The 11,725-nt window shown below is 72.4% G+C and carries 13 protein-coding genes; 7 read left to right on the top strand and 6 right to left on the bottom strand.

Annotated features, from left to right (window positions below):
- The first annotated feature begins 31 nt into the window (after positions 1 to 31).
- On the top strand, positions 32 to 928 hold the full coding sequence (locus ADK36_RS20175; RefSeq protein WP_048579053.1) for a sigma-70 family RNA polymerase sigma factor: 897 nt from the start codon (positions 32 to 34) through the stop codon (positions 926 to 928).
- 70 nt (positions 929 to 998) lie between these two features.
- Entirely contained in the window at positions 999 to 1,829 is an 831-nt protein-coding gene (locus tag ADK36_RS20170) for a pentapeptide repeat-containing protein (RefSeq protein ID WP_048579238.1), read from the top strand.
- On the opposite strand, the gene ADK36_RS20165 is transcribed toward ADK36_RS20170, so the two are convergent.
- A complete protein-coding gene (locus ADK36_RS20165; protein WP_048579052.1) occupies positions 1,791 to 3,317 on the bottom strand; it encodes a cytochrome P450 in 1,527 nt (508 codons plus the stop codon). The two genes, ADK36_RS20170 and ADK36_RS20165, sit on opposite strands and share 39 nt — an antisense overlap.
- A gap of 107 nt (positions 3,318 to 3,424) precedes the next feature.
- On the opposite strand from ADK36_RS20165, the gene ADK36_RS20160 reads away from it, so the two are divergent.
- Both ADK36_RS20160 and ADK36_RS20155 read left to right on the top strand, forming a co-directional pair.
- Positions 3,425 to 4,033, top strand: a complete 609-nt coding sequence (locus ADK36_RS20160) for a TetR/AcrR family transcriptional regulator (protein ID WP_048579051.1) — start codon at positions 3,425 to 3,427, stop codon at positions 4,031 to 4,033.
- 94 nt (positions 4,034 to 4,127) lie between these two features.
- The gene (locus ADK36_RS20155; protein WP_048579050.1) at positions 4,128 to 4,853 is read left to right on the top strand and encodes a DUF2470 domain-containing protein; all 726 of its coding nucleotides are present in this window, start codon (positions 4,128 to 4,130) and stop codon (positions 4,851 to 4,853) included.
- Here ADK36_RS20155 and ADK36_RS20150 read toward each other — a convergent pair.
- The 3 genes from ADK36_RS20150 to ADK36_RS20140 all read right to left on the bottom strand — a co-directional run bounded on the left by ADK36_RS20150 (position 4,821) and on the right by ADK36_RS20140 (position 8,533).
- Positions 4,821 to 6,047, bottom strand: coding sequence for a lactonase family protein (locus tag ADK36_RS20150; RefSeq protein ID WP_048579049.1), 1,227 nt, complete (start codon positions 6,045 to 6,047; stop codon positions 4,821 to 4,823). The two genes, ADK36_RS20155 and ADK36_RS20150, sit on opposite strands and share 33 nt — an antisense overlap.
- 123 nt (positions 6,048 to 6,170) lie before the next feature.
- On the bottom strand, positions 6,171 to 7,229 hold the full coding sequence (locus ADK36_RS20145; RefSeq protein ID WP_048579048.1) for a hypothetical protein: 1,059 nt from the start codon (positions 7,227 to 7,229) through the stop codon (positions 6,171 to 6,173).
- A gap of 50 nt (positions 7,230 to 7,279) precedes the next feature.
- Positions 7,280 to 8,533 (bottom strand): FUSC family protein, encoded by a 1,254-nt coding sequence (locus ADK36_RS20140; protein ID WP_048579047.1) that lies wholly within the window; start codon positions 8,531 to 8,533, stop codon positions 7,280 to 7,282.
- Between the two features lie 281 nt (positions 8,534 to 8,814).
- On the opposite strand from ADK36_RS20140, the gene ADK36_RS20135 reads away from it, so the two are divergent.
- A complete protein-coding gene (locus tag ADK36_RS20135; protein WP_425315273.1) occupies positions 8,815 to 9,414 on the top strand; it encodes an erythromycin esterase family protein in 600 nt (199 codons plus the stop codon).
- The gene (locus ADK36_RS51465; protein ID WP_048579045.1) at positions 9,411 to 9,668 is read left to right on the top strand and encodes an erythromycin esterase family protein; all 258 of its coding nucleotides are present in this window, start codon (positions 9,411 to 9,413) and stop codon (positions 9,666 to 9,668) included. The genes ADK36_RS20135 and ADK36_RS51465 overlap by 4 nt, the downstream gene beginning before the upstream one ends.
- Positions 9,669 to 9,674: 6 nt before the next feature.
- Here the strand turns inward: ADK36_RS51465 and ADK36_RS20125 are convergent, their stop codons facing one another.
- Complete coding sequence (locus ADK36_RS20125) at positions 9,675 to 10,169, bottom strand: FBP domain-containing protein (RefSeq protein ID WP_048579044.1); 495 nt, start codon at positions 10,167 to 10,169, stop codon at positions 9,675 to 9,677.
- A gap of 97 nt (positions 10,170 to 10,266) precedes the next feature.
- On the opposite strand from ADK36_RS20125, the gene ADK36_RS20120 reads away from it, so the two are divergent.
- Positions 10,267 to 11,190: a DUF3626 domain-containing protein gene (locus ADK36_RS20120; RefSeq protein WP_048579043.1), complete on the top strand. Its 924-nt coding sequence runs from the start codon at positions 10,267 to 10,269 to the stop codon at positions 11,188 to 11,190.
- On the opposite strand, the gene ADK36_RS20115 is transcribed toward ADK36_RS20120, so the two are convergent.
- Positions 11,121 to 11,717: a PAS domain S-box protein gene (locus ADK36_RS20115; protein ID WP_048579237.1), complete on the bottom strand. Its 597-nt coding sequence runs from the start codon at positions 11,715 to 11,717 to the stop codon at positions 11,121 to 11,123. The two genes, ADK36_RS20120 and ADK36_RS20115, sit on opposite strands and share 70 nt — an antisense overlap.
- Positions 11,718 to 11,725 lie beyond the last annotated feature (8 nt).

Raw genomic sequence — 11,725 nt, 5'->3', positions numbered from 1 at the left:
CATGGATACGGGGGGGCATGGTGACGGGGGCATGGTGAACGACACGGAACTGCTGGCGGACCGCTTCGAGGAGCACCGTGGCCGTCTCAAGGCGGTCGCCTACCGCATGCTGGGCTCCCTGGCCGAGGCGGAGGACGCCGTCCAGGAGGCCTGGCTGAAGCTGAGCCGGAGCGACGCGGACGACATCGGGAACCTCGGTGGCTGGCTGACCACGGTGGTCGGCCGGGTCTGTCTGGACCTGCTCCGCTCCCGCACGCGGCGCCACGAGGAGCCCCTCGACGACACCTTCGTCCCGGACCCCGTGATCAGGCCGCTGTCGACCATCGACCCGGAGCAGGAGGTGCTCCAGGCCGACTCGGTGGGGCTGGCCCTGCTCGTGGTGCTGGAGGCACTGGAACCCGCCGAGCGGATCGCGTTCGTGCTGCACGACATGTTCGCGGTGCCGTTCGACGACATCGCGCCGATCGTGGAGCGCTCGTCGGCCGCCACCCGGCAGCTCGCCAGTCGCGCCCGGCGCCGGGTGAAAGGCGCCGCACCGTCCGGCGAAACCGATCCCGGCAGACAGCGGCAGGTCCTCGACGCCTTCATGGCCGCCTCCCGCGCGGGGGACTTCGAGGCGCTGCTCGCCGTTCTCGACCCCGGCATCGTGCTGCGGGTCGATTCCGGACCGCTGGTCGGTGGTGCCGCGGCGTCCAAGGTGGTGCGCGGTGCGAAGCCGGTGGCCGAACAGGCCATGCTCTTCCGGCAGTTCGCACGGTACATGCGGCTCGTGTCCGTCAACGGCACGGTCGGGGTGCTCAACGCCCCCGAGGGGCGGCCGCAGTCGGTCATGGGCGTCACCGTCGTCGACGGCCGGATCACCGAGATGTACATCCTGGCCGACCCGGCGCGCCTGGCCGGCCTCGATCTGCCGGACCTCGCCGGCTGAGCCCGGCACGGGGGTCGGTAGGTGCGTATGACACTCACCGGTGACCTCCTGGTTCCGTATGCTGAACGGTATGCAAGATCAGATGTTCGACCGGACCGACCTGCGCGGCGACTGCGCCAGCTGCTTCGGGCTGTGCTGTGTGGCCCTGCCCTTCGCCGCCTCCGCCGACTTCGCGGTCGACAAGGCGGCCGGGAAGCCCTGCCACAACCTCCGCGACGACCACCGGTGCGGCATCCACGACCGGCTCCGGCAGACCGGCTTCACCGGCTGCACCGTCTACGACTGCTTCGGCGCCGGCCAGAAGGTCTCGCAGGTCACCTTCGCGGGTCAGGACTGGCGGACGGGCTCCCCTGCGCACGCCCGGCAGATGTCCGACGTCTTCCCGGTCGTCCGCCAGCTCCACGAACTGCTCTGGTACCTCACCGAGGCGCTCACCCTGCCCGCCGCCCGCCCCCTCCACGCCGATCTGCGCCGGATCCTGGACAGGACCGAGGAGCTGACCCGGCAGACCCCGGAGGAACTCGCCGCGCTGGACGTGGCCGCGCACCGCGAGGACGTCAACGTGCTGCTGCTCAAGGCCAGCGAGCTGGCCCGGGCCGGATTCGGCGGCCGTAAGAAGAACCGCCGGGGCGCGGATCTGATGGGTGCCCGGCTCAAGGGCGCCGACCTGCGCGGCGCGAACCTGCGCGGTGCCTACCTCATCGCCGCCGACCTGACCGGCGCCGATCTGCGCGGGGCCGACCTCATCGGTGCCGACCTGCGCGACACCGACCTCACGGACGCCGATCTGACGGGCGCGTTCTTCGTGACCCAGCCCCAGCTGAACGCGGCCCGGGGCAGCACGGGCACCCGGCTGCCCGGCTCAGTCGGCCACCCGGTGCACTGGACAGCGAAGGTCTGACGGCGCGCTCTCGGTGTGCCCGGACGAGACGGGGGCCGCGTGCGCGGCGCCGCCCGCCCGCCGCTCCAGGCGCAGCCGCAGCCCCTCCGGCATCAGCGTCAGCCGCTCCGTCACCCGCAGCCGGTAGCCCGGGTCGTCCCTGAACTCGTACCGGCGCAGCAGCAGGCCCAGCACCAGCGTGGCCTCGTGCAACGCGAACTGGCGGCCGATGCACGCCCGCGCCCCGGTCCCGAACGGCTTGAAGGTGTGCGGCGGACGCGTCCGTACGGCCTGCGGTTCGAAGCGGTCCGGATCGAACCGGTCGGCGTCCGCGCCCCACACCTCGGGATCACGGTGCAGCATCGCCGTGAGCACCAGCGCCCAGCCGCCCCGCCGCATCGGATGGACCCCGCCGAGCACGGTGTCCTCGCGGGCCTCCCGGGTGAAGGCCGGCACCGTCGGCCACAGCCGCTGCGACTCGTCCAGGACCCGGCGGACATAGCGCAGCTTGGCCACCTGGTCGTAGCCCGGCACCGCCGTGCCGCCCCAGACCCGGTCGACCTCGGCACGGGCGCGGGCGGCGACGTCGGGGTGCCGGGAGAGGTAGTGCAGGGCGAAGGAGAGTGCCCCCGACGTCGTCTCGTGCCCGGCGACCAGGAAGGTGATCACCTGGCGGCGGACGTTCTCGGGCGACAGCCGCTCGCCCGTCTCCGGATGGGCCGTCTCCAGCATCCGGTCCAGCAGGTCGCCGTCGCCCGCCCCGCCGCCGGCCGTACGGGCGCGGACCAGGTCGTCGACCGTTCGGTTGAGGTACGCGACGTCCCCGTCGTTGCGGCGCGCGGCACGTCGTAGCAGGAACGGCGACGGCACGGTGTTGAGCCGCTGCGCGTAGGTGAGGGTGCCCACCATCGCCGTGACGAAGGGGTGCGGCCGGGTCCGCTCGAAGGAGCCGAAGTCATGCCCGAATCCCGTGCGCGCGATGGTCTCCAGGGTCAGTTTGGTCATGTCCTCGGGCACGTCCACTGCCCGGCCCGCAGCCATTTCGCGGTCCCAGCGGTCCATGAGCCGGTCCGCCACGGCGAGCATCATCGGGTGGTAGCCCGCCATCGCCTCCCGGCTGAACCCCGGCGCCAGGACGTCGTGGGCCAGCTGCCAGTTGGGCTCGTGGTTGTACGCCGTGAACAGTCCGTCCCCGACGACCGGTCGCAGGTTGGCGACGCCGAGCCCCACGTGCTTGGCGAACCGCGACTCGTCCGCCATGTCGGCCGCCAGCGCGGCGCCCCACACGAACACCATCTCCTTGTTGAAGACCCTGCGCCGGAAGATCGGTCCGAGTCGGCGGGCATGGCGCAGCGAGTCCTGCAGGGGCTTGGTCCGGCTGGCTCCGAGCACGTCGCCGAGCAGGGGGAGCCGGTACGGGGGCCGGGGTATGCGTCGCAGCTCCGGCCAGCCCTGCTCGGCGCTGCGGAATCCCTTCGGCAGTCCGGCTGCCGTCGTCGTCTCCGTCATGACGCGATCTCCCTTGCTGCATCGGCAGGTTGAGCGTGTTGTACATGGGTTCAATAGCGTGTTCAGTCTCATCCCGCTGCTGAATCGACGTCAAGTAAAGTGCGGGTATGGCCGCCAACCAGGGCGAGCGCACACGCCGCCGGCTCAGCACCCAGGAGCGCCGTGAACAGCTCCTGACCGTCGGGGCGCGGCTGTTCTCGGAGAGCCCGTACGACGAGGTGTGGATCGAGCAGGTCGCCGAGATCGCCGGCGTCTCGCGCGGGCTGCTCTACCACTACTTCCCGACCAAGCGTGACTTCTTCGCGGCGGTCGTCGAGCGGGAGAGCGAGCGCATGCTGCGGATGACGGCCGCCGTGCCCGGCGTCCCGGTCCGCGAGCAGCTCGCCGCGGGCCTCGACACGTATCTGGAGTACGTCGAAGCCCACGCCCACGGCTATCGCGCCTTCCACCGCGCCGACGCGGCCGGCGACCGCGCCGTACGCAAGGTCTACCAACGGGCGCTGGCCGCGCAGGAGAAGCAGATTCTGGCGGCGATGGCGGCGGACCCCGAGTTCGGGCCGGTCTTCGAGGGGCGGCCCGACGTCCGGCTCGCCGTGCGGGGCTGGCTGGCGTTCACCACGGCCGTCTGCCTGGAGTGGCTGCGCGGCTCGGACCTCTCCCGGGACCAGGTGCGCGACCTGTGCGCCCGCGCCCTGCTGGGTGTCATCACACCCTGAGCCCCCGCAAAGAGATCACACAGGAACGCGTGGCTGGTTGGCGTGCGGCTCGATCTTCGGTAGGTTAGGCAAGGCTTACCTAAGGAGGTACGGGATGGGTGACAGCCAAGCCTGGACGGCGGCACCTTCCGCGGCGGAACGAGCCCGGTCGGTACTCGCCGGTGCGTGGTCCTGCGGGGTGACCGCGGAGAGCTGCCGGGAGGAACTCGTCGGCGCGCACACGGTGACCGACGACGGCCGTGTCCTGCTGGACGTGCCGGAGGACAGCGTGCTCGTCACGGCGGCGATCTGCGCGCCCCGCGGGGAGCCGTCCGCCGTCCTGGAGTTCGCCGACGTCGCCCCCGTGCCCGTGCGTAAGCGGATCCGCACACGGCTCTGGATGTCCGGCTGGTTCACCCCGGAGGACGGCGCACTCGCTTTCCGGGCGACCCGCGTGGTGCTGCGGCAGCCGTCCGGTGCCGTGGTCGTCGACCTCGACGAGTTCGCCGCCGCCGTGCCCGACCCGCTGGCCACCGCCGAGGCCCGGCTGCTCACCCACCTCGCCGACTGCCACCCGGACGCCGTCGAGCGGCTCACCCGCCTCGTCGACACCGACAGCCTGCACGGCGCCGTCCGCGTCCAGCCCCTCGCCGTCGACCGGCACGGACTGACGCTGCGCATCGAGCGCGCCCGCACCGACGGCGACGTACGGCTGCCGTTCCACCGGCCCGCCGACGACGTCGCCCAGCTCACCGAGCGCATGCACGTCCTGCTCGCCCAGGCCAGTGCCGCCTCCTGCCCGCGCGCCCTACAGCGGCAGCGCACAGACGGCGACGGGTGACGCGAACGGCTCACCCGCGAGCCGCAGTTCACCGTTCCCGCGGTCGACATGGAAGACGGTGACCGAGCTGGAGCGCTGGTTCGCCACGAACAGCAGCCTCCCGTCCGGCGAGAACGCGGTGTGCCGCGGCCAGTCGCCGTGCACCGGCACCGTGTCGAGGAACCGGAGCCGGGCGCCCTTCCCCTCGATGGCGTACCGCGTCAGGCTGTTGTGCCCACGGTTGGCGAAGTAGGCGAACCGGCCGTCCGCGGTCACCAGGATCTGCGACGGATAGCTGGTGACGTCGCCCGTGCCGGTCGGCTGCGGGTCGCCGATCGTGACGCGCCCGGTGGCCGGGTCGTAGGCGCACACCGTGACGGTGTTGTCGAGCTCGTTGGCCAGATAGGCGTACCGCCCTCCCGGGTGGAAGGTGAGGTGGCGCGGCCCGGCGCCTGGGCGGGAGCGCGCCCGGGACACCTCGGTGAGGGTGCCCTTGGCCTGGTCGAGGCGGTAGGTGTAGACGGTGTCCGTGCCCAGGTCGACGGCGAGTACGTGGCCGCCGTCGGGGCTTGTGACGATCTGGTGCGCGTGCGGACCGTCCTGGCGCTCGGGATCGGGGCCGGGGGGCGGGCTGGAGTGCCTGATCACGTCGGTGTGCTCGCGGAGGGCGCCCGAGGCGGCGATGGGGTGGACGGACACGCTGCCGGAGTTGTAGTTGGCGCTCAGCAGCCAGCGCCCGCTCGGATGCACGGAGAGGTGGCAGGGGCCCGCACCCCCCGAACTCCTGGTGCCCAGGACCTTCCGGTCGGCGAGCCGCACGGCGGTCACGCCGCCGTCCTCCCGCTCGTTGACGGTGTACAGCGTCCGGCCGTTCGGGTGCGGGGCGAGGAACGAGGGGTCGCCGGTCTCCGCCAGGACTCCGCCGTCGGTGATACGGCCCGTCATGGCGTCGTACGTGGCGTAGCCGATGCCCTTGCCGCCGCCCTCGGCGGAGGTGTAGGTGCCGAGGTAGAGCGGGTGCGGGCCGGACGGCTCACGGCCCTCGGTCTGGGCGCTCGGACGGCTCTCGGGGGTGGTCGCCTCGGCCGCCCTGTCGGCCGTGTCCGCCGGGGCGGGCGCGTCGTCGCACGCCGTGGTCGCCGGGAGTGTCACGCCGACGGCCGATCCCGCGAGGGTTCCGGTGAATCGGCGCCTGCTCAGCCCACCACTGCCCATGTCCACACCTCAGGTCGTCGGTCGTCGTGGTCGCGACAGCCACCCTGGCGTGGATCACCCGCCGAGCGCAAGTGGGGCAACGGGTGTTGCGCAGAGTGCAACGGGAGGGGCGTCTCGCTCCGCCTACCAGTCACCGTCCTGCACCGGCTTGCCCTGTGCGTCCTTGAGTGGCGTCACCTGGCCCGGCGCGGGCGCCTGCCAGGGCTCGTGGTCGTCGCCGAGCCAGTCACCGACCGGCTTCACCGCCTCCAGGGTGTCCGTGGGGGCGAGATCCTCGGCGTCCTGGTCGTAGTAGTCGAACCAGGGCAGCCCCGCCCGGGTGTACGCGGCCCGGTCCACCGGTGACGGCGGGGGAGCCTCTCCGGTGATGCGGCGCCACTCCGGAGGCGTCACCAGATGGACGAAGACCCGGCCGGCGGGACGCTCGGCCCAGTCCGACAGCGGACGGTCGTCCTCGTAGACCTCCTGGCGCATCGAACCACCGACGCCCAGACCCATCGCCGCGGCGGCCCTGGCCGGGCGGCCCGCCGGAGCGGCGGCGGGCGCCGGGACCGCACCCGGGGCGGGCGGTGCCGACATGGGCATGGCGGCGCCATAGCCGCCGTACTGCGGCATCGCCCGTGCCGCCTCCGCCCGACGCCGCTCCTCCGCACGCCATCTGGCCAGCTGGGGCTCCTTCAGCGCGAACGACTGAAGCTGTACGCCGCCCCAGACCTCCTCGCCGGTGACCTGGCCCTCGACGGTCGCGCCCAGCCCGAGCGGGACCGCCACGAACTGGCGGACCGTGCCCTTCCCTGAGTTGATGCCGTCCAGCCAGGGCTGGCGGGGGAGTACGACGTAGTTCTGCGGTTCGCGGGTGAGCCGGTCGCTCCACGGCTTCCCCGAGACGGCGCACACCTTGCCCACGCCGACCTGGAGGGCGGCCGGTTCCGTCGTCCCCCCGAAGCTCAGCCACATCGCCTCGCGCAGATACACCGGCAGCATCACACCGCCGCGCGCCCGCCATGCCTCCGGAACGGTGTCCGCGTAGTCCGCCACCCGCCGCACCGGGAACTCGCCGAGCCCCGGCGGCAGCGGATGCGTGCCGGTCTCGGGCAGCCGCAGCGTACGGATGAACCGCACCGCCACTCCGCCCGGCAGCCGCAGCGTGTTTCCGTCGATCCGCACGGTGGTGTCCGCCATCCGCCCCGCCCCCACGTCCTGTCAGGCGCCGGCCCCGTCCCGGCACTCCCTCACGAAGAACGTCCGCCGAACCCCGTACGGTTCCGCCACAGCTGCTCCTGCACGCCCATGCGCTCGCGCAGCCGGGTCAGACGCGGCATCCGGGCCCGCTGCTCCTGCGAGACGCGGTCCAGTTCCTCCAGCAGCCGACGCGAGCGGTGCTCGGTGTCCATCTCGTCGAGGATGCGGTTGACCTCCGTGAGCACGGCGCCGAGCAACTGCCAGTGCCCCTCCTCGCGCTCGGCCTCCTCGCGCAGCAGCAGGGCGAGCTTGTCGCGGGTGCCCGCCGCCGTGCGCAACTCCGCGGCGAGGCGGGACTCCGCCGCGTCGGCGTTGCTGCTGACATGCGTGGTGACCAGCACCGAGAAGCTGACCACCGCGTCGGCGATCTCGGACAGCAACTGCTCCAGGACCGTGCCCGTCTCCTTCGCGAACAGCGGCTCCGGCTCACGCTCCTTCGCGAGGTCCGTCAGGGTGCGGGCGAGCACCCTCAGAACGACCGTGCAGATCTCCAGCGTGTCCAGCCCGGTGCGCAGCACCACGCGGTGCAGCAGACTGTCGCGCACGCGCGGATTGAGCCGCAGGCTGTCCTCGGCCTGCTGCAGTGCCGCGTCCACCTCGACGATGTCGTGGTCGAGCCGGCGCGCCTCGTGCAGCCGGGCCGCGGCCTGCTCGAACGGTGTACGGCCGGCTGCCTCCTCGCCGATGCGCAGCATCAACTGCCGCAGCCGACGGGCCAGTCCCTCCAGCGACTCACCGGCCTCGTCCACCCACACCGGCGGTGCGAGGAGCAGATTGAAGCCGAGCCCGACCACCGCGCCGATCAGCGTCTCCAGAATCCGCGCCCACGCGGTGTCCCCGACGGTCGTGACCCCGAGGACCAGCATCGCGCTGATCGCCACTTCGGGCACGTACTCGTTGACCCGGACGAGATGCCCGACCCCCAGTGAGGCCACGATCAACAGGGCGAGGCTCCACCAGGTCAGGCCGACCAGGAGGCTGAAGGCGATGGCGACGAGGACGCCGGCCACTACGGAGTTCACCCGGCGGATTCCGTTGGTGAGCGTGGCGTACAGCGTGACCTGGACGACCAGCAGCGCGGTCAGGGGCGCGGTCAGCGGCGCGGCCTCGGGGCTCAGGCGCAGCGCGATGACGTAGGCGATCGTCGCCGCTGCCGCCGAGCGCAGCGTCTGGACCACCACGGGGTCCCGGCGCAGCTTCCCGAGCCGCTCCAGGGACAGCGTCCCCTCACGTTCCTCTCGCATCCTCGGGCTGTTCCCTTTCCACCGATGCTTCCCACACCCTGCTTGCGGAACGTAACGGTCCGCAAGGACCCCCAGATTGATCGCAGCGGCCGTCCCAGGGCAAGGGGCCGGGCTGGTGATCGTCGACACCCGCGCGACGCGAGGCCGGACGACGCGAGGCCGGGCACCCGGCCGGCTCCGGGACTGGGGAAAACCCCCGCCGTCACCCCGTGGTTGTCCGCACCCGGGGACGGAGGACCGCCGGATGGTCCCGGCCCGCCCGGAAGCGCAAGCCTTGGATCATGAATCGGCAACGGACCGGATCAGTGCTGACCCTGTTCATCATCCTCGCCGCCCTGACGACCGGCATCCCGGCCACGGCGGCACCTCCGGCCGGACCTGCCGGACCGGTCGTCGAGGCGCTCGACCGCGCCGCCCACCCGCTGCGCACCGTCGAACCGGGCGGCGACACCGGCGATCTGCGCCCGCTGGACCGCATGATCGGCGACGCCCGGGTCGTCGGCCTCGGCGAGGCCACACACAGCTCGCACGAGTTCCTCGCGCTCAAGGACCGTGTCTTGCGCCATCTCGTCGTGGAGAAGGGCTTCCGCACCTTCGCCGTGGAGGCCCCCTGGAGCACCGGCCTGCGCCTCGACGACTACGTGCTCCACGGCAAGGGCGACCCCCGGCGCATCATGCGCGAGGAGTTCCAGCGGGACTACCTGTGGTGGAACAACACGGACTATCTGCGGCTCCTCGAATGGATGCGCGCGTACAACGTCCGCCACCCCGGCGACCCCGTCCGCTTCATGGGCGACGACATCGCCTGGAGCGGCCCCGAGTCGTACGACGCCGTCGAGGCGTACGCGGCCGGCGCCCACCCGGCCGGGACGACGACGTGATCCGCCGCTGGACGCTCGGACCCGCGGGCCCCGACGGCAACGAGCGGACCCTCGACCGGGTACGGCACCGCGACTACGTGCTCGACCTGCGGTCCGTCGGCGCGCCGGCCCACGACTGGCTGCGCCGGGCCCGGCCGACGCGCAGTATCGGCACCGCCTACCCGGACGGCCCGCACGACATCGCGCTCGCCCGCAGCTACGACGTACTGATCCACCTCCACCAGGTGGGGGCGGCGCGGCTGCGGGACCGGTAGGGACCGTCAGGCGTGCAGCTTGTCGAGGAAGGCGGACAGGTTGCCCGTGGTGCGGGCGATCTGCTCCTCCAGCGTCAGACTCTCCTCGAAGCGGGCCCCGGACTCAGGGACCTTCTTGCCACGGAGGTAGAGGGAACACGCGAGGTCGGTGCACATGTACACGCCGACCGAGTTGCCCTCGCGGCCGGCGGTGCCCGCCTTGCGTGCGGTCATCAGCGAGACGCCGCCGCCCGGATGGGTCGTGAGGCAGAGGGAGCACATGCTGCGGTGCAGAAAGCCGCGCTGCGAGGACGGGAAGCGGAAGGTGACGCCCACCGGCCGCCCCTCCCGCTCGGTCACCAGATAGCTGCGATCGGGCGCCCCCGGATCCCGCCAGCCCAGGAAGTCCAGGTCGTCCCACGGGCGTTCGGCGAGATCGCGGGGGAGCGGCAGGCGCTTGGCCTCACCCTTCGAGCAGTTGATAAAAGAGGTGCGGATGTCCTGGTCGGTGAGTGGCCTCATGGGAGCCTCCTGGGTGGGAGTCGATGCGGACGCGGAAACCAAACCTAGGGCCTCTAGGTTCGCGGCTAGGCTAGACAGGCTGGATGAGGGGGAGCCAGTGAATTACGGCGATGTCGCGTCACCTCGGGCCCGGTCCGCGCTACGGCACGTCGCGGCAGCCTCCACCGGGCCGGCTCTCGACCCCGACGTACGCATCACCCTCAACTTCCATCCGGACCGGCTGGTGCGAGGGTTGCCGATCCTTCGCGCGCTGGCCGAAGACGGTACGTACCACTCGCAGTTCGTCACCGGCACCAGCAACGGCGGGCTCACCGCCCACCCCGGCGGCGACCGGTGGCGCTGGGAGAGCCGGATCTTCGGCGGGGTGTACGACGACGCGACCGCGCACGAGCGGCCCGTCTACGGCGCCCTGAACTTCCGGCGCCAAGTGGTGGGCGCCGCCCCGCGGTTCGGCTCCTCGCACTTCCGGCTGACCGCCGGGGCCCTCGCCCGCGCCACCTTCTGCTACCCCGACAGCGCCGCCGAACCGACCGACTTCGGAGTGGCCGCGGGCACCCACCTCGTCGCGCTCGCCGAGGCCGACGAGCAGGACGCCCTCAACGACTACATCGAGGCGCAGGTCCACGGCGGAGTCGTCCTCGCCCGCGACATCGAGGCCGTGGTCCTGGACGCCTGCTACCGCGGCACGCCCGTCGAGGCCGGTGCCCGCCTGCTGCCCTGCCCCGTCGAGTGGCACCCCGGCTACCGGCTCACCGTGCCGGAACTGCGCCGCCACGCGGACTACCGGGGCGAGGAGTACGCACGTCTGGGCGCCCGGATCGCCGAGGGCGGCCGCATCGACCCGCGCGTCATCGGGGACGCCGCCCGCACGGGCCGCCACGAGCTCCAGGACCTCAAGATGGTGTGGCACACCCTCGCCCGCTTCGGCGCCCCGGAGGGCGCAGGCACGGCCTACTCCGGCTCGTCCGAGGAGGCCGGCGTCGGCGGCCAGACCCCCGAGGCGAGCACGCCCAGCGCATAGGCCCGGGCCACCAACTCCGTACGGTTCGCCGCGTCCCACCGTGCCGACAGGCGCCGCAGGTGGTAGTTCACGCCGTCCACCGTGAGCCCGGTCTCCCGCGCGGCCCGCGCGGTCGTGGCGCCCCCGGCGAGGAGTGCCAGGATGCGGGCCTCCACCGGCGCCACCTGCACGGGCCTGCGCTCGGATGCCTCGCGGTCGCCCAGGACGCGGAGCATCACCAGCAGCGTCGGAGTCTCCTCCACGGTGTCGCTCACCGGGTCCGCGGTCAGCTCGCCGAACCGCTCCGCGCCGTCGGGAGTCGTCCAGCGCACCGACACCTGGTACCGCGAGCGGTGCCGCAGCCGCAGTGCCTCGGCGATCCGCTCCACCTGGGTCGCCTCCTGCGGCCGGAACAGCTCCAGCACGTCCCGGCCGCGCAGCCGCCCCGGCGTCGTACCGCACTCCGCCGCCATCGCAGGATTGGCCAGCAGGACGGCGCCGTACACATCGCAGACCGCGATCGGCACCGAGACGCGGTCGAAGACCATCAGGGCGC

Source organism: Streptomyces viridochromogenes (assembly GCF_001270495.1).
Lineage (GTDB): Bacteria > Actinomycetota > Actinomycetes > Streptomycetales > Streptomycetaceae > Streptomyces > Streptomyces viridochromogenes_A.
Note: the sequence above shows the minus strand (reverse complement) of the source record. Positions and strands in the feature narration are given on the sequence as shown.

Coding starts and splice junctions, on each gene's coding strand:
- ADK36_RS20175 (WP_048579053.1), top strand. CDS start 32: ATGGTGAACGACACGGAACTGCTGGCGGACCGCTTCGAGGAGCACCGT.
- ADK36_RS20170 (WP_048579238.1), top strand. CDS start 999: ATGCAAGATCAGATGTTCGACCGGACCGACCTGCGCGGCGACTGCGCC.
- ADK36_RS20165 (WP_048579052.1), bottom strand. CDS start 3,317: ATGACGGAGACGACGACGGCAGCCGGACTGCCGAAGGGATTCCGCAGC.
- ADK36_RS20160 (WP_048579051.1), top strand. CDS start 3,425: ATGGCCGCCAACCAGGGCGAGCGCACACGCCGCCGGCTCAGCACCCAG.
- ADK36_RS20155 (WP_048579050.1), top strand. CDS start 4,128: ATGGGTGACAGCCAAGCCTGGACGGCGGCACCTTCCGCGGCGGAACGA.
- ADK36_RS20150 (WP_048579049.1), bottom strand. CDS start 6,047: ATGGGCAGTGGTGGGCTGAGCAGGCGCCGATTCACCGGAACCCTCGCG.
- ADK36_RS20145 (WP_048579048.1), bottom strand. CDS start 7,229: ATGGCGGACACCACCGTGCGGATCGACGGAAACACGCTGCGGCTGCCG.
- ADK36_RS20140 (WP_048579047.1), bottom strand. CDS start 8,533: ATGCGAGAGGAACGTGAGGGGACGCTGTCCCTGGAGCGGCTCGGGAAG.
- ADK36_RS20135 (WP_425315273.1), top strand. CDS start 8,815: ATGAATCGGCAACGGACCGGATCAGTGCTGACCCTGTTCATCATCCTC.
- ADK36_RS20125 (WP_048579044.1), bottom strand. CDS start 10,169: ATGAGGCCACTCACCGACCAGGACATCCGCACCTCTTTTATCAACTGC.
- ADK36_RS20115 (WP_048579237.1), bottom strand. CDS start 11,717: ATGGTCTTCGACCGCGTCTCGGTGCCGATCGCGGTCTGCGATGTGTAC.